General features: G+C 71.4%; 23 protein-coding genes and 4 tRNA genes. 19 read left to right on the top strand and 8 right to left on the bottom strand.

All coding sequences use genetic code 11. From position 1 onward, the window contains the following. Window positions 1-17: 17 nt before the first annotated feature. A complete protein-coding gene (locus ACFE7H_RS05980) occupies window positions 18-605 on the bottom strand; it encodes a DUF3000 domain-containing protein (protein ID WP_375400299.1) in 588 nt (195 codons plus the stop codon). 129 nt (window positions 606-734) lie between these two features. On the opposite strand from ACFE7H_RS05980, the gene ACFE7H_RS05975 reads away from it, so the two are divergent. After that, the gene (locus ACFE7H_RS05975; RefSeq protein WP_375400298.1) at window positions 735-1,979 is read left to right on the top strand and encodes an alpha/beta hydrolase; all 1,245 of its coding nucleotides are present in this window, start codon (window positions 735-737) and stop codon (window positions 1,977-1,979) included. Between the two features lie 46 nt (window positions 1,980-2,025). Here the strand turns inward: ACFE7H_RS05975 and ACFE7H_RS05970 are convergent, their stop codons facing one another. The 3 genes from ACFE7H_RS05970 to ACFE7H_RS05960 are packed head-to-tail and all read right to left on the bottom strand — an operon-like array spanning window position 2,026 to window position 4,139. Then, the gene (locus tag ACFE7H_RS05970) at window positions 2,026-2,742 is read right to left on the bottom strand and encodes a dihydrofolate reductase family protein (protein WP_375400297.1); all 717 of its coding nucleotides are present in this window, start codon (window positions 2,740-2,742) and stop codon (window positions 2,026-2,028) included. Between the two features lies 1 nt (window position 2,743). Next, a complete protein-coding gene (locus ACFE7H_RS05965) occupies window positions 2,744-3,178 on the bottom strand; it encodes a SufE family protein (protein ID WP_375400296.1) in 435 nt (144 codons plus the stop codon). A gap of 46 nt (window positions 3,179-3,224) precedes the next feature. Next, window positions 3,225-4,139: a sulfurtransferase gene (locus ACFE7H_RS05960; protein ID WP_375400295.1), complete on the bottom strand. Its 915-nt coding sequence runs from the start codon at window positions 4,137-4,139 to the stop codon at window positions 3,225-3,227. A 167-nt stretch (window positions 4,140-4,306) separates the two neighbouring features. Here ACFE7H_RS05960 and zapE point away from each other — a divergent pair, with 167 nt between their 5' ends. The 3 genes from zapE (at window position 4,307) to ACFE7H_RS05945 (ending at window position 7,888) form a co-directional block, all read left to right on the top strand. After that, window positions 4,307-5,332, top strand: a complete 1,026-nt coding sequence (gene zapE / locus ACFE7H_RS05955) for a cell division protein ZapE (RefSeq protein WP_375400294.1) — start codon at window positions 4,307-4,309, stop codon at window positions 5,330-5,332. Between the two features lie 255 nt (window positions 5,333-5,587). Next, window positions 5,588-6,895, top strand: a complete 1,308-nt coding sequence (locus tag ACFE7H_RS05950; protein WP_375400293.1) for an ammonium transporter — start codon at window positions 5,588-5,590, stop codon at window positions 6,893-6,895. 138 nt (window positions 6,896-7,033) lie between these two features. After that, a complete protein-coding gene (locus ACFE7H_RS05945; protein ID WP_375400292.1) occupies window positions 7,034-7,888 on the top strand; it encodes a hypothetical protein in 855 nt (284 codons plus the stop codon). A 636-nt stretch (window positions 7,889-8,524) separates the two neighbouring features. On the opposite strand, the gene ACFE7H_RS05940 is transcribed toward ACFE7H_RS05945, so the two are convergent. Beyond that, window positions 8,525-8,597 (bottom strand) — tRNA-Val (locus ACFE7H_RS05940). 99 nt (window positions 8,598-8,696) lie between these two features. Here ACFE7H_RS05940 and ACFE7H_RS05935 point away from each other — a divergent pair. From ACFE7H_RS05935 to ACFE7H_RS05925, 3 genes are all read left to right on the top strand, one after another. Next, window positions 8,697-8,768 (top strand) — tRNA-Gly (locus ACFE7H_RS05935). Window positions 8,769-8,835: 67 nt separating this feature from the next. Beyond that, a tRNA-Cys gene (locus ACFE7H_RS05930) sits at window positions 8,836-8,906 on the top strand. Window positions 8,907-8,940: 34 nt separating this feature from the next. Then, window positions 8,941-9,012 (top strand) — tRNA-Val (locus ACFE7H_RS05925). A gap of 38 nt (window positions 9,013-9,050) precedes the next feature. Here ACFE7H_RS05925 and ACFE7H_RS05920 read toward each other — a convergent pair. Then, window positions 9,051-9,752 carry a potassium channel family protein gene (locus ACFE7H_RS05920; protein ID WP_375400291.1) on the bottom strand — a complete coding sequence of 234 codons (702 nt, stop codon included), beginning with the start codon at window positions 9,750-9,752 and terminating at the stop codon, window positions 9,051-9,053. Between the two features lie 153 nt (window positions 9,753-9,905). Here ACFE7H_RS05920 and ACFE7H_RS05915 point away from each other — a divergent pair, with 153 nt between their 5' ends. Continuing rightward, window positions 9,906-10,364 (top strand): hypothetical protein, encoded by a 459-nt coding sequence (locus tag ACFE7H_RS05915; RefSeq protein ID WP_375400290.1) that lies wholly within the window; start codon window positions 9,906-9,908, stop codon window positions 10,362-10,364. 232 nt (window positions 10,365-10,596) lie between these two features. Here ACFE7H_RS05915 and ACFE7H_RS05910 read toward each other — a convergent pair whose 3' ends face one another. Together ACFE7H_RS05910 and ACFE7H_RS05905 are read right to left on the bottom strand one after the other, a co-directional pair. Next, window positions 10,597-10,728: a hypothetical protein gene (locus ACFE7H_RS05910; RefSeq protein WP_375400289.1), complete on the bottom strand. Its 132-nt coding sequence runs from the start codon at window positions 10,726-10,728 to the stop codon at window positions 10,597-10,599. Window positions 10,729-10,753: 25 nt separating this feature from the next. Continuing rightward, window positions 10,754-11,107, bottom strand: a complete 354-nt coding sequence (locus ACFE7H_RS05905) for a DUF3467 domain-containing protein (protein ID WP_375400288.1) — start codon at window positions 11,105-11,107, stop codon at window positions 10,754-10,756. A gap of 203 nt (window positions 11,108-11,310) precedes the next feature. On the opposite strand from ACFE7H_RS05905, the gene thrS reads away from it, so the two are divergent. The 11 genes from thrS to yajC all read left to right on the top strand — a co-directional run bounded on the left by thrS (window position 11,311) and on the right by yajC (window position 20,340). Then, window positions 11,311-13,428, top strand: coding sequence for a threonine--tRNA ligase (gene thrS, locus ACFE7H_RS05900; RefSeq protein ID WP_375400377.1), 2,118 nt, complete (start codon window positions 11,311-11,313; stop codon window positions 13,426-13,428). 41 nt (window positions 13,429-13,469) lie between these two features. Further along, entirely contained in the window at window positions 13,470-13,997 is a 528-nt protein-coding gene (locus ACFE7H_RS05895) for an HIT domain-containing protein (RefSeq protein WP_375400376.1), read from the top strand. A gap of 139 nt (window positions 13,998-14,136) precedes the next feature. After that, the gene (gene pdxS, locus ACFE7H_RS05890; RefSeq protein ID WP_375400375.1) at window positions 14,137-15,036 is read left to right on the top strand and encodes a pyridoxal 5'-phosphate synthase lyase subunit PdxS; all 900 of its coding nucleotides are present in this window, start codon (window positions 14,137-14,139) and stop codon (window positions 15,034-15,036) included. Then, entirely contained in the window at window positions 15,030-15,626 is a 597-nt protein-coding gene (gene pdxT / locus ACFE7H_RS05885) for a pyridoxal 5'-phosphate synthase glutaminase subunit PdxT (RefSeq protein WP_375400287.1), read from the top strand. The genes pdxS and pdxT overlap by 7 nt, the downstream gene beginning before the upstream one ends. A 52-nt stretch (window positions 15,627-15,678) precedes the next feature. Beyond that, window positions 15,679-16,314, top strand: coding sequence for a hypothetical protein (locus ACFE7H_RS05880; RefSeq protein WP_375400286.1), 636 nt, complete (start codon window positions 15,679-15,681; stop codon window positions 16,312-16,314). Between the two features lie 52 nt (window positions 16,315-16,366). Then, window positions 16,367-17,128: a YebC/PmpR family DNA-binding transcriptional regulator gene (locus ACFE7H_RS05875; protein WP_375400285.1), complete on the top strand. Its 762-nt coding sequence runs from the start codon at window positions 16,367-16,369 to the stop codon at window positions 17,126-17,128. Further along, the gene (ruvC, locus tag ACFE7H_RS05870; RefSeq protein WP_375400284.1) at window positions 17,128-17,682 is read left to right on the top strand and encodes a crossover junction endodeoxyribonuclease RuvC; all 555 of its coding nucleotides are present in this window, start codon (window positions 17,128-17,130) and stop codon (window positions 17,680-17,682) included. The genes ACFE7H_RS05875 and ruvC overlap by 1 nt, the downstream gene beginning before the upstream one ends. Beyond that, window positions 17,682-17,969, top strand: a complete 288-nt coding sequence (locus ACFE7H_RS05865) for a hypothetical protein (RefSeq protein ID WP_375400283.1) — start codon at window positions 17,682-17,684, stop codon at window positions 17,967-17,969. The genes ruvC and ACFE7H_RS05865 overlap by 1 nt, the downstream gene beginning before the upstream one ends. 96 nt (window positions 17,970-18,065) lie before the next feature. Then, the gene (ruvA, locus tag ACFE7H_RS05860; RefSeq protein WP_375400282.1) at window positions 18,066-18,668 is read left to right on the top strand and encodes a Holliday junction branch migration protein RuvA; all 603 of its coding nucleotides are present in this window, start codon (window positions 18,066-18,068) and stop codon (window positions 18,666-18,668) included. Beyond that, window positions 18,665-19,729 carry a Holliday junction branch migration DNA helicase RuvB gene (ruvB, locus tag ACFE7H_RS05855; protein ID WP_375400281.1) on the top strand — a complete coding sequence of 355 codons (1,065 nt, stop codon included), beginning with the start codon at window positions 18,665-18,667 and terminating at the stop codon, window positions 19,727-19,729. Before ruvA ends, ruvB begins: the two co-directional genes overlap by 4 nt. Window positions 19,730-19,812: 83 nt before the next feature. After that, window positions 19,813-20,340 (top strand): preprotein translocase subunit YajC, encoded by a 528-nt coding sequence (gene yajC / locus ACFE7H_RS05850; protein ID WP_375400280.1) that lies wholly within the window; start codon window positions 19,813-19,815, stop codon window positions 20,338-20,340. Window positions 20,341-20,412: the final 72 nt, after the last annotated feature.

Genomic DNA, 20,412 nt, shown 5'->3' with positions numbered 1-20,412 from the left:
CGCCGCCGCCGAATCGGTCACGCCCTGCCCGCCGGGCGCAGCAGCGCGACGCCCTCACCGGCGGGCGGCAGACCGGCCAGCATGCAGAGCAGCTCGCCCCAGCCCTCAACGTGCGCCGCCAGGTCTGCGTCGCCGGGCGTCCAGGAGGCGCGCAGTTCGACCTTGGCACCGGTGCCCTCGTCGGCGAGTTCGCCGAAGCCGGTCGAGACGACCGTGGTCGCCGTGCCGGAGGCGGCGGTGTAGTCGGCGCCTCGCGCGTCGAGCGCATCGCTCAGCCACGACCACGTCACCTCCGCCAGGAACGGGTCGGTACCGATGTCGGTCTCGAGCGGCGCCTGGGCGAAGCAGACGACCCGGAACGTGCCGCCCCACGCCACCTGTCCGGCGGGGTCGTGCAGCAGGATGAAGCGCCCCGTGCCGAGTTCGGAATCCTCGCCGTGCACCCGCTCGCGCACGTCGGCGGCCAGGGCCACGGAGTAGGGGGCGACCTCGGTGGGCGCCGCGATCTCGCTCACCGTCAAGTCGGAGCGCAGCGTCGCGCCGCGGATGGAGGTCTTCGCGGCCTCGAACGGGGCCGAGACCGGGCGCACGTGACCGCTCGACACGCCGACGAGCCTACGGCCCTCTGCTACCGTCGAGCAGCGCCGCGCCGCTCCTGCTGTGCGGCCGCAGGACGCCGACGAACTCGCTTAGTCGCTCAGACGCGTGCGTCGCGCGAGGGGGGTCCCGCGATCGTGGTCCGGCTCAGCACCGCCGCCGTGCGGACCGCGGCGGCCAGTGCGATCGCGGCGGGCGGCGTCGTGATCGCCGGAGCCGTCTTCGCCGGCGCGGTCACCACCTCCGTCGCCCGTCGGGTGGTGATGCCGCCGAAGCGCCGGCGGGAGGACACCGCGGTGCTGCAGGTGCAGCCGGCCGTCCACCGCATCCGGTTCGCGATCACCGCCGACTCCGTGCTGCCGGGCCGTTACAGCTTCTGGTTCGACGGCGGAGCAGGGCATGCGCGCATCGGCGAGGTGCTGGAGCGCACGAGCGGCGGCGTGGTGCGCGAGCTGCTGCAGGTCGACTCCGGCGACATCGCCGAGGCGCGGCTCGGCCGGTTCAACGGGTGGGTGTATCGCTCGCCCGCCGACCTCGGCGTGCCGTTCGAGGAGGTGCGCATCCAGACCACGCTCGGCGCCGCTCCCGCCTGGGTGATCCCCGCCGAGACCCCCGAGCACGGCGCCCCTGAGCACGACAGCCACCGGTGGGCCGTCCTGGTGCACGGCCGGGCGACGGTGCGGCAGGAGGTGCTGCGCGCTGTGCCGGTGCTGCGGTCGGCCGGCTACTCCTGCCTGCTGATCTCCTACCGCAACGACGGCGAGGCGCCGCAGTCCGCCGACCGCCGCTACGCGCTCGGCGACACCGAGTGGCTCGACGTGGAGTCGGCGATGCTCGCGGCACTCGACCGGGGCGCGCAGCAGATCGTGCTGATGGGCTGGTCGATGGGCGGGGCGATCGCGCTGCAGGCGTCGACCCGATCGCGCATCGCGTCGGTGCTGACCGGCGTGATCCTGGAGTCGCCGGTCATCGACTGGACCGAGACCCTGCTGCGCCGCGGCGAGTCGATGAGCCTGCCCGGTCCGGTCAAGCGCGGTGTGCTGGCGCTCATCTCGTCACGCTGGGGCGGGCTGCTGACCGGCCAGGACGAGCCGATCGACTTGGGGCGGCTCGACTTCGTGGCCCGGGCGGGGGAGCTGACCCTGCCGATCCTGGTGCTGCACAGCGACGACGACGACTGGGCGCCGGTCTCGGGCTCCCGTCGACTCGCGGCCGAACGCCCCGACCTGGTCCGCCTGGAGCTGTTCCGGCTCGCCCACCACACGAGGCTCTGGAACGCCGACCCCGTGCGCTGGGAGGGCGCCATCCGCAGCTTCCTCGCCGGCCCGGGCGGCGGAACGCCAGCGCCGGTTCAGGAGGCGCCGTCCGCGGGAGGTCGTTGAAGCGGCCGTCTGCTCAGGGGCTGTCGGATCAGGGGGGATCCGCTGATCAGGCGGGGTCCGCGAAGCGCCATCGCGCGTAGGTGCGGTCGGTCTCATCCAGCAGCAGCAGGTCGAGACGGGCCGTGGTCAGGGGGACGTCGCCCGTGATCAGGGGCGCGCCGGGAGCGGTGACCAGCGGCGCCGACGAGTGGCAGAACTCGGTCACGAGGCCTGCCGCGAGCAGGCGGCTGGCGATGCCGCCGCCGCCCTCGCAGAGCACTCGGCCGAGCCCCCGGTCGTGCAGGGCGGCCAGTGCGGCCCCGGGGTCGGCCATCGGGTCGCCGGCGATCGGGACGATCGTCCCGGGCACGCCGAGGGTGTCCCGCACCCGGTCGACGGCGGACGGCGGGCACAGCACGAGCAGCCGGGCGGGATCCAGGTCGGCGCGCAGGCGGTGGCCGCCGAGGTCGCCGCTCGCGGTCAGCACGGCCAGCGGAGCACGGGCCGGCAGCGGGTAGCCGCCCGCCCGCAGCGACGCGGCCCCCACCAGCACCACGTCCGCGGACTCGCGCAGCAGGCGCAGCAGCGGACGGTCCACGCCGTCGGCCAGCTCGTCCGAACCGCCGGAGGGGCCGGTGATCTGACCGCCGATCGCGGAGATCAGGTTCAGCCGCAGCCACGTGCTTCCCGGCAGCTCGTACTGCGTCCGCAACCACGCGAGCAGCTCATCGCCGGTCAGGTCGACCTCGAGCAGTGGCGCCGGGGCGGCGCGGACGATCCGCATGTCAGGCGGCGGTGCGCAGCCGGCGCTTGATCCGGCCGATGAGCGCACTCATGCCGCGCAGGCGCAGCGGCGAGATCGCCTGCCCGAGCCCCAGCATCTGCGGGAAGTCGTCGGGCACAGCCAGCACCTGCGCCACCGGCAGCCCACTCAGCCCCTGCACGAGCATGGACGCGAATCCGCGGGTCGTCGGGGCCTCCATCGGCACCTGGGCGCTCAGCCGCGCGAGTCCGTCCTCGACCTCGGCGAACACGAACACCGGCGCCTGGCACTCCTCGACTCGCTCCAGCAGGTCCGGGTGGTCCTGGAGGCGTTCCGGCAGCGGCGGCAACTCGCCCGCGTACTCCAGCAGCAGCAGCAGGCGGTCGCGCTCACCGAGCGCGAGGAACTCGTCGCGGATCTCGGCGAGCGCCTCGGGCAGCGCGGCAGTCTCGGGCATCGGTCCGTCAGTCTCCCACCGATTCAGTGCCCCTGGCGTGGCCGGGTCAGCTCGCGGAACCGACCGCGACGGGTGCCGCGCCCGGTTCGGCGCCCCGGGCGATCGGCACGCGCACCGCGCTGCCCCACTCGGTCCAGGATCCGTCGTAGTTGCGCACGTTCTCGTACCCGAGCAGGTGGGTCAGCACGAACCACGTGTGGCTGGACCGCTCGCCGATACGGCAGTAGGCGATCACGTCGTTCCCCGGCGCCAGCCCAGCGCCGTCCTGGTAGATGCGTTCCAACTCGTCGCGGGTGCGGAAGGTGCCGTCCTCGGCCGCCGCCTTGGCCCACGGCACGTTCTGCGCGGAGGGGATGTGCCCCGCGCGCAGCGCCGACTCGTCCGGGTAGTCCGGCGCGGTGGTCCGCTCGCCGCTGTACTCGAGCGCACTGCGCACGTCGATCAGGGGCTTGCCGAAGTGGGCCAGCACGTCGTCCTTGAACGCGCGCACCGTGACGTCGTCGCGCTCGACCACCGGGTACTCGACGGCGGAGGGGGAGGGCCGGTCGGTGGTCACGGGCCGCTCCTCGGCCAGCCACTTGGCGCGACCGCCGTCGAGCAGGCGCACGTCCGGGTGTCCGAACAGCGTGAAGACCCACAGGGCGTACGCGGCCCACCAGTTGTTCTTGTCGCCATAGATGACCACCGTGGTGTCGCGGCCGATCCCCAGGCCGCCGACGAGCGAGGCGAACGCCGCCCCGTCCACGTAGTCGCGGGTCACCGGATCGTTCAGGTCGCGGTGCCAGTCGATGTCGACCGCGCCCGGGATGTGGCCCGTCTCGTACAGCAGCACGTCTTCGTCGGACTCCACGATCACGAGCGCGTCGTCGTCCAGGTGCTGCGCCAACCACCCGGTGGAGACCAGGCGTTCGGGGTGGGCGAAGGCGGTGAACCGTTCGGATTCGTCGCGGGATGCCGGCATGGCGGTGCTCTCCTCTCGGCGGCGACGCGTCCGCGCCGGCCGCTCCTCACGGTGCAGTGACGGCTCTTCTGCCGGTCCGGGCGCCGGTTAGGCTTGCCGGCGCCGATGGGGCTGCACGTCATCGACCCTACGCACCTCATCCGACGGACGATCGCGAGGCGTCATAGATGGACACGGTTCGATCCGCCGGCCCGGTCGCACCCGCCACGATCGCGGGGCGCATGCCCGAGATCGACGGCCGGCAGATCGCCGCGTCCCTCGTCCCGCCGCGTCAGTTCACCGAGGCGACGCTCGACAACTACCGGCCCGACCCGGACTACGCCTCGCAGGCCGAGGCGGTCGAGGCGGTGCGCGCCTTCACCGCCGACTGGACGGCCAAGCCCGGCGGCCTGTTCAAGCGCGGCCCGAAGCCGCCGCAGCGTCCGGGGCTCTACTTGGACGGCGGCTTCGGTGTCGGCAAGACGCACCTGCTCGCCGCGCTCTGGCAGCTCGCTCCGGGGCGCACCTACTTCGGCACCTTCATCGAGTACACGGCCATGGTCGGTGCGCTCGGGTATGCGGAGGCGGTGCGGCTGCTCTCCGGGGCCACCCTGCTCGCCATCGACGAGTTCGAGTTGGACGACCCGGGCGACACGATGCTGATGTCGCGCCTGCTCGGCGACCTGGTGCGGGGCGGCACCCGATTCGCGGCCACCTCCAACACGCCACCCGGCGCGCTCGGCGAGGGCCGCTTCGCCGCCGCGGACTTCCTGCGCGAGATCCAGGGGCTGTCCGACCGGTTCCACACCATCCGCATCGAGGGGCTCGACTACCGGCGGCGGGCGGTGGAGGGCGCGGCGTTCGTCGCGGGCGACGCCGCGATCGACGCACTGCCGGCCGAGGCGGGGACCACCGTCGACGACTTCGAGGCGCTCGTCGCGCACCTCGCCTCCGTTCACCCGGCGCGCTACGTGGGCCTGGTGCAGGGCATCCGCGTCGCCGGCATCCGCAATGTCGCGCCCCTGCCGGGCCAGGCGGAGGCGCTGCGCTTCGTGGCGCTGGTCGACCGGCTGTACGACGCGCAGGTGCACATCGTGGCCGGCGGCCTGCCGCTCGACCGCGTCTTCGGCGACGACATGCTGGCCGGCGGCTACCGCAAGAAGTACCTGCGGGCCACGTCGCGATTGATCGCGATGACGGCCCCGTCCGCCTGACCGCACTCGACCGCTCCGCTCGCCCGGGCCGCCCGAGTCCGGTCTGCCTCCGTGCCGGTTCACCGGCCGACGAAACCGGATGTTAACGCGGGCGGTCCAGCCGTAACCAGCCTGAAACATGGTGGGCCGGGCGGCGAAACCTCCTGCCGGAACACTGTCAGCGACCCTGAGCGACCAGTCGCTGCGCACAGCAGAGAACCGGCGGCACCGCTGAAGGGAACCGATCCGCACTCTCAGAGAGGTCCGTCTGTCTTCATGGCCGTAACTCCGATCTTCGACGCGACGACCGACGCGATCACCACCAACGTCAACTCCCTGTGGTTGATGGTCGCCGCCGCACTCGTCCTCATCATGACCCCCGGCGTCGCCTTCTTCTACGGCGGCATGGTCAAGGTCCGCAGCGTCATCAGCATGATGATGATGAGCTTCGGCGCCATCGCTCTGACCGCCGTCCTCTGGGTCCTCTACGGCTTCTCGATGGCCTTCCCGGACAGCACCGGCGGATCCTGGGCCATCAAGGGCATCATCGGCAATCCGTTCTCGAACGCCGGTCTGATCCCGCTGCTCAAGGACGGCGGCGACCTGAACACGCTCGCCTTCGCGGGCTTCCAGGCCACGTTCGCGATCATCACCGTCGCCCTGATCTCCGGTGCGATCGCCGACCGCGCCCGCTTCGGCACGTGGATGGTGTTCGCCGGAATCTGGGCGACGCTCGTCTACTTCCCGGTCGCCTGCTGGGTGTTCAACTTCTCACTCGGAGCGAAGGGGCTGACCGACGGCGGCTGGATCGTCTACGGGCTGCATGTGAACGACTTCGCCGGCGGGACCGCGGTGCACATCAACGCCGGATCGGCGGGCCTGGCGCTCGCGATCGTGCTCGGCCGGCGCATCGGCTTCCAGAAGGGCATCAACAAGCCGCACAACGTGCCGCTGACCCTGCTCGGCGCGTCGCTGCTGTGGTTCGGATGGTTCGGCTTCAACGCCGGATCGGAAGCCGCGGTCGACGGTGTCGCGGCGCTCGCCTGGATCAACACGCTGGCTGCGCCGGCTGCTGCCACCCTCGGCTGGCTGCTCGTGGAGCGTCTGAAGGACGGCAAGGCCACCTCGATCGGTGCCGCGTCCGGGGCCGTGTCCGGGCTCGTCGCCATCACCCCGGCCTGCAACATCCTCACGCCGTTCTGGGGCATGGCGCTCGGCTTCGTCACCGGCGGTGTCTGCGCCCTGGCCATCGACCTGAAATGGCGCTTCGGCTTCGACGACTCGCTCGACGTGGTCGGCGTCCACTTCGTCGGGGGCTGGATCGGCACCCTGTGGATCGGCATCTTCGGCACCGGCATCGGCCTGCTCGACACCGGCTCGTTCTCCCAGCTGGGCTCGCAGTTCCTGGGTGCGCTGAGCGTCACGGTGTTCTCGTTCTTCAGCACCGCCCTGCTCGGGTTCATCCTGGAGAAGACGATGGGCTTCCGCATCAAGAACGAAGAGGAGCTGGCCGGCGTCGACCTCTCGGTGCACGGCGAGGGCGGCTACTCGCTGGAGGACTCTCCAGCGGCCGTCCGCGCCTGATTCGACCGACCGCGACCTGAGCACAACAGCAGGACAGGGTCCCGTCAGCAGGTTCTTGGTCGACAGTGGACCTGCTGTCGGGATCTGGTCCTGCTGACGGGACAGCAGTTCCGGGGAACCCGGGCCGATACTGAGCAGGTGGCAGTCGAACCGGCGCAGACCTCGCCGGTCGACCCCCGCGCGATGCCCGCCGGATCGCGGGTGCTCACGCGCTTTCGGGACGCCTACCGGGGTCCTCATGACCCTGCGGACGCCCTCTTCTGGCTCGATCACCCGGATCAGCCCGGACCCTCGGGCGCCCCGCCTCCCGGCGCGGCCGCCCTCGCACTGCGCCGGCAGGTCTACGGCCCCGACTCCACCCCGGTCGCCGCCGGTCGCCTGCGCGACCTGCAGGCGCAGGACGACCGGGACTGGATCGAGGCCCGGCGGGCGCTCTCCATCGCCCTGACGGAGCCTCCGCCGGTCGACGCGCCGCCAGAGAACGTGGCCCCACGCGACGTCGATCCGGATGTCGATGCCGCCCGAGGGCGCTCGGTCCGCCGCCTGCTGCGCACGGGGCTGACCGCATTGGCCTGCGTCGCGGCGGGGCTGGGCGTGGGAGCGGTGGTGGGGCTGCTCGAGCCCGGCGCCGGCGACGGCGCGGTCGTCGCGGTGGCGGCACCGGTGGTCGCGACGGCAGACCCCTCGATCGTGCAGCGGCCGTCCGGCTCGGCGGTTCCGTCCGGGGTGATCCTGAACCCGCAGATCGTTCAGGACAGCGTGCACCGGCTGGCTGCCGTCGGGGCGGACGGGACGGCGCTGTTCGCGGCCAGGAACCGGCTGGGGAACGTCTGCCTGCTTGCGGGTCGCTCCTTCATCTCGGCGGCCTGCGTCTCCCCGGGCGACTTCCATCGGTCCGGTGTGGCACTGCAGTGGACCACCGACCCGGCAGGCCCCCGACGAGTCGCCATCTGGCGTCCGGACGGCTCCGTCACCCTGCGGGTCGCCTCATGAGCGGCCGTGAACCGGCTCAGGGGGCGCGCGCTGTGCCGACCAACCATGCCCTGCAGGTGACCGCACTGGTCGTGCTGCTGCTCGTGGCAGTCGTGGCGGGGGAGCGGCTCATCCACGCGGTGCGCGCTCCGGCCGCCGACCGGGCGATCGACGTGCTGCCCGTGATCCGTTCCGCCGGTTCGGTCGACCGTGCACAGCGCGCGTCCGACCTGGTGGGCGCGCCGCCCGGAGCGGACTTCGTCCGTGCCTCCGTCCGCCGTCTGACCGTCGTGCCGGAGTTCGGCGCCGTGGTGTCGGTCGCGACGGACATCCACGGCAACACCTGCCTGGTCGCGACCGACCCCGACCGTTCCGGCTATCGAGCCGCGTGCGCGACCGCGGCGACTGCCGCCGCCTCCGGCGTGGAGCTGGTGTGGTCCGCAGACGCCCTGCCGCAGCCCGGTACGGGCGGAGAAGCCAGGTCGTACCTGCCGCGCCTGGTCATCGCGAACCTCGGCCCGGACGGCCGGCTGCGACTGGACTCCCAGGTGCCCCGACCTCAGAACTCGACGCCGTACCCGAACCGCCCCAGCTTCGGTGCGCTGGGCGACCCGGAGGGACAGGGCGGGATGGCGCCGCACCGTAGCGCAGACGACGTGGGCGATACCAGACTCGAACTGATGACCTCTTCCGTGTGAAGGAAGCGCGCTACCAACTGCGCCAATCGCCCGTCGAGCGACCATGATGCCACAGGCGCCACACGGCCCTCCGACCGCATCGACAGCCTCCTCGCGCATCGGCTACAGTCGGGGATGCCCGCGAGGGCGATGCGGATGTGGCGCAGTGGTAGCGCATCACCTTGCCAAGGTGAGGGTCGCGAGTTCGAATCTCGTCATCCGCTCGGTGGGACCTGCTGGACCCTGGCGGTCCGGCTACGGTTTCTCCCCGGAGCGCATCCGTGCGCGTCCGGTGGGGTGGCCGAGAGGCGAGGCACCGGCCTGCAAAGCCGTTTACGCGGGTTCGAATCCCGTCCCCACCTCGACCTGGTCGTGTCGCAAGACGCCGGCCGGCTCGGGCGATTGGCGCAGTGGTAGCGCGCTTCCCTGACACGGAAGAGGTCACTGGTTCGAACCCAGTATCGCCCACCGAGAGTAATCCCTGACAGTGCGGGGTGTCGCACGACTTACTGGTTCGAATCCGACCTCGATGGCTCGTTCATTCCGTCGTCCCCCGTGGCTGAGTTCGCGAGTTCGCTTGCGGATCGCACCTGCTCCACGAACCAGGAGGCCAGCAGCGCGGTCACGGTACCGAGCAACGCGACGCCGGCCGCCATCAGGCCCACGGCGACCAGACGCCCCATCAGCGTCACCGGGTAGTAGTCGCCGTATCCGACTGTCGTCACGGTGGTGAACGCCCACCAGACCGCGTCTCCGAAGGATCGGATATTCGAGCCGGGCGCATTCTGCTCGGCGTCGAGAACCGCGAGCCCCGCAACGAGGACGAGGAGAACCGTCGTGATCACGACGTAGACGGCGACGCGTCCTCGGAACGCGAGCACGCTGCCCCGGTGCAGCACTCGAACCACGGAAATCAGACGAAGAAGCCGCAGCGGCCGGAGCACCGGAAGCGCGACGATGATCAACTCGTGCACATGGGTCAGGAACCATCGGCGCCGTGGTCGGGCGAGCACCAAGCTGACGACGTAGTCGATGACGAAGCACGCCCAGATCGCGTTCATGATGTCGTCGGGAAGGGTCTCCCTGGCAGGCAGGTTTTCGATGACCGTCACGGCGTAGGCGATCAGGAAGATCACAGCCAGCGCGGTGAGCGGCCACTCCGTAATGTGGCGCCACCGCTCCAGCGTCACATCGTCTTTACTCGCCACCGACGCACCTTGCCCCCTCGATGCCGACTTTCGGTGGTCCCACTTCGACGTACGGGCAGACGGGAATGATCTGAAGGCCGGTCGGGTCGCCAGAGCAGGACGGGCCGTGCCGATTGGGTTGTCCGGGCGGGACCCGCCGGTCAGGCTGGGGGCGTGACCTACGACCGAGTGACCACCGCGCCGATTCCGCTTCCAGGTCCCTCGGGTCGCCCGTCGCAGTTCTGGCGGACGCTCGCCCTGGTGTTGGCGGTCGCCGTCGTCGTGCTCGCGATCGCTACCGTCGTCGGCTTCGGCCGCGCCGCGCAGGTGAGCGCGGCTGCGCGCGGAGCGAATCAGCGGATCGCCGCGCTGGAGCGGCAGGTGCAGTCGCAGGCGACCCAGCTGGCGGAAGCCAAGCACTGCATCGCCGAGTTCCAGAAGCAGCGCGACGATCAATCGGAGGTACTCGCCGACGCCGGTCAGGCGATCGACGACCTGCGGCAGGCGGTCGCGGCCGCCGGCGGCTTCGACTTCGGGCGGGCGGCCTCGCTCGTCACGCAGGCCACCGGCAAGATCGGCGCTGCGTCCGCGGCGTTCGCCCGCGCCAATGCCGAGTCGCCGTCGGACTGCTGAACTCCGCTTACTCCACGCCGATGACTCTGGGGATCGGCGCGGTCATCGGGGTGGCGAGCAACTCGCCGTCCGGTCCGCTGAACATGAGCGCTGTGCCACCAGGTACCTCGAACTGCATCGTTCCTCCTGCCCGGGAGTGTCCTCAGACCTGGAGTATGAGTACGGCGAGGGCCGCTCGCTGGGAGCAGGACCGGGCGACACGCCCCCGTCTTCGGGGGATGACGCCTGCGGCTCAGGCCACTGCCACCATCAGGTCGGTATCGAACTCGAACACCTGGCCGAGCGGATCGGAGAGGTCGTACACGAGTTCCGACGGGGCGGGGAGGACGGTGAGATCAACGGTGTCGGCGATCGTCTTCTGCATGGGGGTCCCTCCGGTCGACGGCCGATTATGACGGAGAATCCTGACCGTTTGGGAACCAGTTCTCGGGCGGCTCGACGCGTCCCGTCTCGGCCAGCCACTGGTCGCTCTGCGCCCGCAGCGCCTGGATCAGCGGAAAGATCTGCTCGGCGGGCAGGCGGATGCGGGCAGTCACCCGCGACTCGAGCACGGCGTGGTCGACCTCGCCGTTCTCCGGGTTCGCGGTGGGTCGCGCCGGCTGCTTGACGGCCGCGAAGTCGAGCACGACGGTCTCGCGTGTATGCCAGACCCGGGCGAAGTCGGCGTGCACGCCGGCCTGCTGCTCGGCCGGCAGTTCCAGCGCCACGCGCACCGGGAGTCGACCGGAGCTGCCTTCAGCCATGCGCATCACCCCTACGTCGCTGTCACCGTAGGTCCGGCCGCTGACAGGCGCAAACGCGGAAGGCCTCCAGGTGCGTGTCCTCGGTGCGGTTCCGCGTCACCCGCGGCCCTTGCAGGCCCGGGAGGCCGTCGGAGGGGCGGCGATACAGTGAGGACCGCCCGAATCCTCTCGTCAGGAGTGCTGTCGTGACCGTCTCTCCCACCATCTCCGCCGCTGCCGGCGAGGGGCCGGAGGCGACGACGGGGCGCACCCTGTTCGGCGAGGACCGCGCCGTGATCGCCGTGCGGGTGGACGGCGAGCTGTGGGACCTGGATCGCGCCCTGCCCGACGGTGCGCAGGTGCAGCCGGTGCCCATCGAGTCGCCGGACGGGCTCGCGATCCTGCGCCACTCCACCGCGCACCTGCTGGCGCAGGCCGTGCAGCGGGTCGACCCGCAGGCACGACTCGGCATCGGGCCGCCGATCACCGACGGCTTCTACTTCGACTTCGATGTCGCGCAGCCCTTCACGCCCGACGACCTGAAGGTCTTCACGAAGGAGATGGAGCGCATCCAGCGCGCCGGGCAGCGGTTCGTGCGCCGAGTCGTCGCCGAGGACGAGGCGCGCGAGCTCTTCGCGGCCGAGCCGTACAAGCTGGAGCTGATCGGGTTGAAGGGCGGCGCGGCCGACCGGCTGCAAAGCGCCGGCGCCGACGAGGCCGTCGAGGTCGGCGGGGCCGAGTTGACCGTGTACGAGAACGTCGACCCCAAGACCGGCGAGGTGGTCTGGCGCGACCTGTGCCGCGGACCCCACCTGCCGAACCTGGGCCCGATCCGGGGCGGCTGGGCACTGACCCGCACGGCCGCCGCGTACTGGCGCGGCTCGGAGAAGAATCCGCAGTTGCAGCGCATCTACGGCACCGCCTGGCCCACCAAGGACGAACTGCGTGCCTATCAGGACCGTGTCGAGCAGGCGGCCAAGCGCGATCACCGCAAGCTGGGCGCCGAACTCGATCTGTTCAGCTTCCCCGACGAGATCGGCTCCGGGCTCGCGGTCTTCCATCCGAAGGGCGGCATCGTCCGGCAGGAGATGGAGAACTACTCGCGCCGGCGGCACGCCGAGGCCGGCTACTCCTTCGTCAACTCGCCGCACATCACCAAGGCCAACCTCTTCCAGACCTCCGGGCACCTGCAGTGGTTCGCCGACGGCATGTTCCCGCCGATGCACCTGGACGAGGAGACCGACGCCGACGGGCACGTGACACGGGCCGGCCAGGACTACTACCTGAAGCCGATGAACTGCCCGTTCCACAACCTGATCTTCCGGTCGCGAGGGCGCAGCTACCGCGAGCTGCCCCTGCGCCTGTTCGAGTTCGGCTCGGTCTACCGCTACGAGAAGTCGGGAACGCTCACGGGGCTCACCCGCGTGCGCGGCATGACCCAGGACGACGCCCACATCTACGTGACGCCCGACCAGGTGAAGGTGGAACTGACCCGCACGCTGAACTTCGTCTTCGCCCTGCTGCGCGACTACGGCCTGGACGACTTCTACCTGGAGCTCTCCACGCGCGACGACAGCCCGAAGTTCGCCGGGAATGACGAGATCTGGCAGACCGCGACGGCCACGCTTCGCGAGGTGGCGGAGGAGTCGGGCCTCGAGCTGGTCCCGGACCCGGGCGGCGCGGCGTTCTACGGGCCGAAGATCTCGGTGCAGGCGCGGGACGCGATCGGGCGTACCTGGCAGATGTCCACCATCCAGCTGGACTTCGACCAGCCGCAGCGCTTCGAGCTGGAGTACACCGGTCCGGATGGATCGAAACAGCGGCCGGTGATGATCCACCGGGCGCTGTTCGGCTCCATCGAGCGGTTCTTCGCGGTGCTGCTGGAGCATTACGCGGGCGCCTTCCCCGTCTGGCTGGCGCCGGTGCAGGTGATCGCGGTGCCGGTGGCGGACGAGTTCTCGTCGTACCTGCACGGCATCGTCGACACGCTGCGGTCCGCGGATGTGCGGGCCGAGGTCGATGACTCCGACGACCGGATGCAGAAGAAGATCCGCACCGCCTACGTGCAGAAGGTGCCGTTCACGCTGATCGCGGGCGCCGACGATCGCGCCGGCGGGACCGTCAGCTTCCGGTTCCGGGACGGCTCAACCCGCAACGGCGTGCCGATCGACGACGCCATCGCCCTGATCACGGGGTCGATCCGCGACCGCCTACAGGTGACCACCGACGTCGAGCTGGTGCTCGCAGGCACGCCCGGCGCTGTCCCCACGGGCACGGCCGCCACGTCGCTGCGCGTCGCGTCGGAACCGGCCGCGGGGGCCCCAGACGCCGGAGCGGTGTGACGCAGGGGAGCGGGGCCTACTCGCCGCACGAGTTCGACGGCGTGCCGGGCGTGTCCGGGGCCGCGGGCGTGCCGGACGCCTACCAGCGCCTGTGGGTGCCGCATCGGATGGCGTACATCCAGACGAACCACCTGCAGGAGCCGGACGACTCCTGCCCGTTCTGCGTCGCGCCGACCCGCAGCGACGAGGACGCGCTGATCGTCGCGCGGGGTACGCACGCCTACGTGCTGCTGAACCTGTTTCCCTACAACTCCGGTCACCTGCTCGTGTGCCCCTATCGGCATGTGTCGCTGTACGACGACGCCACCACCGATGAGGTGGCCGAGATCGCGTTGCTCACGCAGACCGCGATGCGGGTGCTGCGCGCCGACTCGCGGTGCGACGGATTCAACCTGGGCATGAACCAGGGGCGCATCGCCGGCGCCGGAGTGGCCGACCACCTGCACCAGCACGTGGTGCCGCGCTGGGACGCCGACGCCAACTTCTTCCCAATCATCGCCGGCACCAAGGCGCTGCCGACGCTGCTGGGCGACACCCGCGCTTCTCTCGCCGCCGCCTGGCCCGCCTGACCGCGTACCCGGGCAGAGGAGCGAGACAGGTGCATCGGACCCGGGGGGCACGCAGATGCGCCGTACACTTGGGCGTTCGCCGCGCGACGCCGGGTGCGGCATCGCAGCCGATGAACGAGGACCTCACGTGACTGACACGATCCAGACTCCTGCAACGCCCACCACCGGGACGGGCCGCGTCAAGCGCGGGCTGGCCGAGATGCTCAAGGGCGGCGTCATCATGGACGTGGTCACGGTGGAGCAGGCCAAGATCGCGGAGCAGGCCGGTGCGGTCGCCGTCATGGCACTGGAGCGCGTGCCCGCCGACATCCGGGCCCAGGGCGGCGTCGCCCGAATGAGCGATCCCGACCTGATCGCCGGCATCGTCGACGCGGTGTCCATCCCGGTGATGGCCAAGGCCCGCATCGGTCACTTCGTCGAGGCGCAGGTGCTGCAGTCCCTGGGCGTCGACTACATCGACGAGTCCGAGGTGCTGTCGCCTGCCGACTACGCCAACCACATCGACAAGTGGGGCTACACGGTGCCCTTCGTGTGCGGTGCGACCAGCCTGGGCGAGGCGCTACGGCGCATCACCGAGGGTGCCGCGATGATCCGCTCCAAGGGCGAGGCCGGCACCGGCGACGTCTCCGAGGCGACCCGGCACATCCGCACGATCCTCGGCGAGATCGCCGCCCTGTCGGCCAAGAAGCCCGACGAGCTGTACGTCTCGGCGAAGGAGCTGCAGGCCCCCTACGAGCTGGTCGCCGAGGTCGCCGCTCGCGGTGCACTTCCCGTCGTTCTGTTCACCGCCGGCGGCGTGGCCACGCCGGCCGACGCGGCGATGATGATGCAGCTGGGCGCCGACGGCGTCTTCGTCGGCTCCGGCATCTTCAAATCCGGCGACCCCGCACGCCGCGCCGAGGCCATCGTCAAGGCGACCACCTTCTACGACGACCCCGACGCGATCGCGGCCGCATCCCGTGGCCTCGGCGAGGCGATGGTCGGCATCAACGTGTCGGACGTCCCCGCACCGCACCGGTTGGCCGACCGCGGTTGGTAGGCGCTCCCCGCGTCGGGGTGCTCGCCCTGCAGGGCGACTTCCGCGAGCACCTGGCGGTGCTGACGGAGCTCGGCGCCGTCGCTATCCCGGTCCGGCGTGAGCAGGAGCTCGACCAGGTCGACGGTCTCGTCCTGCCGGGCGGCGAGTCCACGGTCATCGACAAGCTGGCACGCAACTTCGGATTGGCCGAGCCGCTCAAGGCCAAGCTCGCGGGCGGCCTGCCGGCCTACGGCACCTGCGCCGGCCTGATCCTGCTGGCTGACCGCGTAGTCGACGCCGGGCCAGGCCAGCAGAGTTTCGGCGGCCTGGACGTGTCCGTGCGGCGCAATGCATTCGGCGGCCAGGTCGACTCCTTCGAGACGGACGTCCTGGTCGACGGGTTCGAGGGACCGCCGGTGCACGCCGCCTTCATCCGCGCCCCCGTCGTCGACTCCGTCGGGCCGGCCGCGACGCCGATCGCCCACCTGACGGACGGTCGGGTCGTCGCGGTGCGGCAGGGCGCGCTGCTGGGCACCTCGTTCCACCCCGAGATCACGGGCGAACTGCGCTTCCACCGCGCCTTCCTCGACACGGTCGCCGCCCGCCTCTGAATCGCGCCGCGGTTCCCCGCCGTGCAGGCGCGGGCGGGGAGGATGGGGCCGCATGAAGTGGTACTCGGATTTCGGCGCGTCGCGGACCTACCAGATCGTCGGGGACGTCGTCGCGATCCTCGTCGTGGTGGTCGGCATCGTGCTCGGCGTCACGCTGCACAACGCAATCGACGCCCTGAAGCAGGTCGGCGCCAACGTGGAGTCGTCCGGTTCGGACTTCTCCAAGACCATGGGCGACATCGGTCGGCAATTGGGTGGCGTCCCCCTGATCGGCAGTGGGATCAAGGCGCCGTTCGATGCGGCCGGGAACGCCGGGACGACGCTCGCCCAGGCCGGATCGAACTGGCAGGAGGGCATCGAGCGGTTGGCGACGCTCGTCGGGTGGACCGTGGCCCTGCTGGTGCTGCTCCTGGTGCTGGTGGGCTGGGTGCGTCCGCGTCTGGTCGGTGCGATCAAGCGCGGCATCCTCGCCCGACTGGCGCGGCGCTCGCCCGACCTCGACCTGCTCGCCTTCCGGGCGCTGGCGAATCAGCCGGCCGCTGCCGTCGCGCGGGTCGACCCGAACGCCGTCACGGCGTGGCGTCGCGGCGACATCGAGGTGATCCAGCGCCTCGCCGCGCTCGAGCTGCGCGCCTCCGGTATCAAGCTGACCGACCGGGTGCCGGGAGCCGTCCGACCCCAGTCTTAGAATCGCTGCGGATTTCCACGACCACGGAAACGAGTACGGGAAGGGGGCGCGCATGTCCGGGCATTCCAAGTGGGCGACCACCAAGCACAAGAAGGCGGTCGTCGACGGCCGTCGCGCCAAGTCGTTCGCCAAGCTGATCAAGAACATCGAGGTGGCGGCCAAGATGGGCGGCGCCGACCTCTCGGGCAACCCGACCCTGGTCGACGCGGTGCAGCGGGCCAAGAAGACCTCGGTGCCGAACGAGAACATCGACCGGGCGGTCAAGCGCGGTGCCGGCCTGACCGGCGAGACGATCAACTACGACACGATCATGTACGAGGGGTACGGCCCGCACGGCGTGGCCCTGCTGATCGAGTGCCTCACCGACAACCGCAACCGCGCCGCGGCCGACGTGCGGACGGCGATGACCCGCAACGGCGGCACGATGGCCGACCCGGGATCGGTCCAGTACAACTTCAGCCGCAAGGGCGTCATCCGGGTCGCGAAGGTGGACGGCCTCTCGGAGGACGACGTGCTGATCGCGGTGCTCGACTCCGGAGTCGAGGACGTCGCGGACCACGGCGAGGAGTTCGAGGTCGTCACCGAGGCGGCGGAGCTGGTCGCGGCCCGCACGGCGCTGCAGGCCGCGGGCATCGACTACGAGTCGGCGGACGCGGAGTTCGTGCCGGGCCTCAGTGTCGAGATCCCCGACGTCGAGACCGCCCGCAAGCTCGTGCGCCTGGTCGACGCGCTGGAGGACCTGGACGACGTGCAGAACGTCTTCGCCAACTTCGACCTGACCGACGAGGTGGCCTCCGCCCTCGACGAGGACTGATGCGGGTCGTCGGCATCGATCCCGGCCTGACCCGCTGCGGCATCGGCGTGGTGGACGTCGCCGCCGACCGCTCCGCTCGGCTGGTGCATGTGGCGGTGCTGCGCACCTCGCCGGAGCAGCCCCTGGAGCAGCGCCTGCTCGCGCTCGGCCGCGGGCTCGCGGCGGTGCTCGACGAGCACGTCCCCGCAGCCTTCGCGATCGAGCGCGTGTTCGCCCAGCACAACCTGCACACGGTGATGGGGATCGCGCAGATCAGCGGGATCGCGCTCCACCTGGCGGCCGAGCGCGGCCTGTCGGTGGGCCTGCATACGCCCAGCGAGGTGAAGGCGGCCATCACCGGCTACGGCGCCGCCGACAAGCGGCAGGTGACCGCCATGGTGACCCGCGTGCTGGGCCTGACCGAGGCGCCCCGCCCCGCGGACGCGGCCGACGCGCTCGCGATCGCGATCTGCCACGCGTGGCGGTCCGCGATGACCGTCCCGTCCGCCGACGGGCCCGAGACCCCGGCCCAGCGGGTGTGGCGCCAGGCCGAGCGCGCCGCGCGGAGTCGCTGATGCCGTCCTACCGCGCCGTGCTGACCGTCGGACGCGTGCATCCCGGCGGCGACGCACAGGCCCTGCTGCCGACGGCGGCGGCAGCCGTGTCCGCGCGGACCACCGTCGAGGCCTCGTCGGTCGGGCTCGCGAAGGGCCGACCGACCGCGACCGTGCGCTTCACCGCGGGCGACGACGCGACCGCGCGCACGATCGCGGCGGCGGCGGCCGAGGCGGCCTGGACCCAGGCGGAGATCGTCGAGCTGCAGGTGCGGCGCAGCGTAGGGACCCGCTGGCCGCTCGTCTGATCGCCCGCAGGTCCGGCCCCTCATTTCTTCGAACGGACCTGCGACCCGCCGGCTCCCGCCCTCCCGCTGTCGCCGCCGCCGCCTAGCCTTCTGGTCGTGATCGCTTCGCTCCGTGGAACCGTGCTGCAGGCGATCGCAGGCACGCTCGTGCTCGAGGTCAACGGTGTCGGCTACGCGGTGGCGGTCACGCCCGACCACGCCCTGCGGGTGCGCCACGGCGACACGGTGCTCGTGCACACGGCACTCGTGGTGCGCGAGGACGACCTGTCGCTGTTCGGCTTCGAGACACCGGAGCAGTTGGCCGTCTTCGACCTGCTGCGCGGAGTGACCGGAGTCGGTCCCAAGTCGGCGCTGGGCGTGCTGGCCGCCCTGCAGCCGGCCGAGATCGCCGGGGCGGTCGCGGCCGAGCAGGATGCGGTCTTCCGGCGGGTCTCCGGCATCGGCCCCAAGACCGCCAAGCTCATCGTCCTGTCGCTCGCCGGCAAGCTGACGGCCGTCCAGGCGGCGCTGCCCCGCACGGCGACGGCGGCCCGGGGCGCGGACGTGCTGGCCGCCCTGGTCGGCCTCGGCTACCCCGAGCGCGCGGCTCAGGCGGCGCTCGATGCGGTGCTGGCCGACCGGCCGGACGAGGCGGCCACCGCCGTGCTGCTGCGCGCCGCCCTGGCCGAGCTCGGGCCCCAGGCCGCGGCCACGCGATGACCGACTCCGTCCGCGGCGACGCGGTGACCGACTCCGTCGTGCGGCCGCAGGTGGAGTCCGAGACCGAGCTGGCCGTCGAGGGTGCCCTGCGGCCCAAGCGCCTGTCGGAGTTCGTCGGCCAGACCACCGTGCGGGCCCAGCTGCAGGTGATGCTCCAGGCGGCGCGCATGCAGAACCGCACACCCGATCACATGCTGCTGGCCGGGCCGCCCGGTCTCGGCAAGACGACGCTGGCGATGATCGTCGCCGAAGAGGCGGGCCGGCCGCTGCGCATGGCGAGCGGTCCCGCCATTCAGCACGCCGGCGACCTGGCCGCCGTGCTGTCCTCCCTGGTGCCGGGCGAGGTGCTGTTCATCGACGAGATCCACCGCATGGCCCGTAGCGCCGAAGAGATGCTGTACCTGGCGATGGAGGACTTCCGCATCGACATCATGGTGGGCAAGGGCGCGGGCGCCACCTCCATCCCGCTCGACCTGTCGCCGTTCACTTTGGTCGCCGCCACGACCCGCTCCGGTCTGCTGCCCGGGCCGTTGCGCGACCGGTTCGGGCAGACCTTCCACCTGGAGTTCTACGACTCCGCCGAGTTGGAGCAGGTGCTGATGCGGGCGGCCGGGCTGCTCGGACTCGACGCCGACCGCGCGGCCGTGGCCGAGCTGGCGGGCCGCAGCCGCGGCACGCCGCGCATCGCCAATCGGCTGCTGCGACGGGTGCGCGACTGGTCCACGGTGCACGGCACGCGGGTGGACGAGGCGGCGGTGCGCGCCACGCTGCAGCTGTACGACGTCGACCCGCTGGGGCTCGACCGATTGGACCGCGCGGTGCTCACGACGATCCTGACGCGGTTCGGCGGCGGTCCGGTCGGGCTCGGCACGCTCGCGGCGACGGTGGGGGAGGAGCCCGAGACGATCGAGTTCGTGGTCGAGCCGTTCCTGGTGCGCAACGGCTTCATCGCCCGCACACCGAAGGGCCGCCGCGCGACGCCGGCGGCCTGGCGCCACGCTGGCCTGGAGCCCGGCGGTACCGCTGTCGCGCCGCCGCTGTTCGACGACGAGGTATCGTAGAAATTTGATCCGATCGACCGGGATACCCCGTGTTCGATCGGCCCCCCGGCTGAGAAGCCCCATCGGCTGAAAGGCTCACGCGCATGCCGACCCAGACCATTCTGATCGTCGTCGTCCTGGCGGTCCTGCTGCTGTTCATGTTCCGTAACGGCCGCAAGCGCCAGCGGGACCAGGCGACCCTGACGAGCACGCTCAAGCCGGGTGCCGAGATCATGACCTCCGGCGGCATCTTCGGCACCATCGAGTCGATTGACGAGGAGGAGAACCGGATCGTCCTGAAGACCGGCCCCACCTCGCAGCTCACCATCCACCGGCAGGCCGTGGGCCGCGTGGTCACCCCGGTCGCCGACGACCAGGACGCGAACTCCTCCCATGATGTCCACGTCGGCAGCTCGACGGGGACGGCTCAGCTGAACGGCGAGCCGATCGTGACGGAGTCGTCCACGCTGGGCTCCTCCACCACCGCTCCCGAGTATGGCGAGCGCACCGTCGGCGATCACACGGTCGGCGAGCGTGGCGCCGAGGCCACGCCCACCCCCGAGCAGGCGGAGCCCGCCGCGGCGCCACGGCGTCGCCCCGCCCGAGCATCCAAGCGGTCGTCCGGCGAATAGGTACGCTGGCTGACGCTCGCGGCCGATCCGGCCCGAGCGTCGATCCCGCGAGGCGGCCCGACCCGCGGGCGG

The organism is uncultured Amnibacterium sp., from assembly GCF_964250715.1.
Classification (GTDB): Bacteria; Actinomycetota; Actinomycetes; order Actinomycetales; family Microbacteriaceae; genus Amnibacterium.
This window is presented reverse-complemented; position numbering and strand designations above follow the sequence as displayed.

Coding starts and splice junctions, on each gene's coding strand:
- ruvB (WP_375400281.1), top strand. CDS start 18,665: ATGACCGACTCCGTCCGCGGCGACGCGGTGACCGACTCCGTCGTGCGG.
- ACFE7H_RS05910 (WP_375400289.1), bottom strand. CDS start 10,728: ATGCAGAAGACGATCGCCGACACCGTTGATCTCACCGTCCTCCCCGCC.
- ACFE7H_RS05880 (WP_375400286.1), top strand. CDS start 15,679: ATGAAGTGGTACTCGGATTTCGGCGCGTCGCGGACCTACCAGATCGTC.
- ACFE7H_RS05950 (WP_375400293.1), top strand. CDS start 5,588: ATGGCCGTAACTCCGATCTTCGACGCGACGACCGACGCGATCACCACC.
- yajC (WP_375400280.1), top strand. CDS start 19,813: ATGCCGACCCAGACCATTCTGATCGTCGTCGTCCTGGCGGTCCTGCTG.
- ACFE7H_RS05905 (WP_375400288.1), bottom strand. CDS start 11,107: ATGGCTGAAGGCAGCTCCGGTCGACTCCCGGTGCGCGTGGCGCTGGAA.
- zapE (WP_375400294.1), top strand. CDS start 4,307: ATGGACACGGTTCGATCCGCCGGCCCGGTCGCACCCGCCACGATCGCG.
- ACFE7H_RS05865 (WP_375400283.1), top strand. CDS start 17,682: ATGCCGTCCTACCGCGCCGTGCTGACCGTCGGACGCGTGCATCCCGGC.
- ACFE7H_RS05960 (WP_375400295.1), bottom strand. CDS start 4,139: ATGCCGGCATCCCGCGACGAATCCGAACGGTTCACCGCCTTCGCCCAC.
- ruvC (WP_375400284.1), top strand. CDS start 17,128: ATGCGGGTCGTCGGCATCGATCCCGGCCTGACCCGCTGCGGCATCGGC.
- ACFE7H_RS05970 (WP_375400297.1), bottom strand. CDS start 2,742: ATGCGGATCGTCCGCGCCGCCCCGGCGCCACTGCTCGAGGTCGACCTG.
- ACFE7H_RS05965 (WP_375400296.1), bottom strand. CDS start 3,178: ATGCCCGAGACTGCCGCGCTGCCCGAGGCGCTCGCCGAGATCCGCGAC.
- ACFE7H_RS05875 (WP_375400285.1), top strand. CDS start 16,367: ATGTCCGGGCATTCCAAGTGGGCGACCACCAAGCACAAGAAGGCGGTC.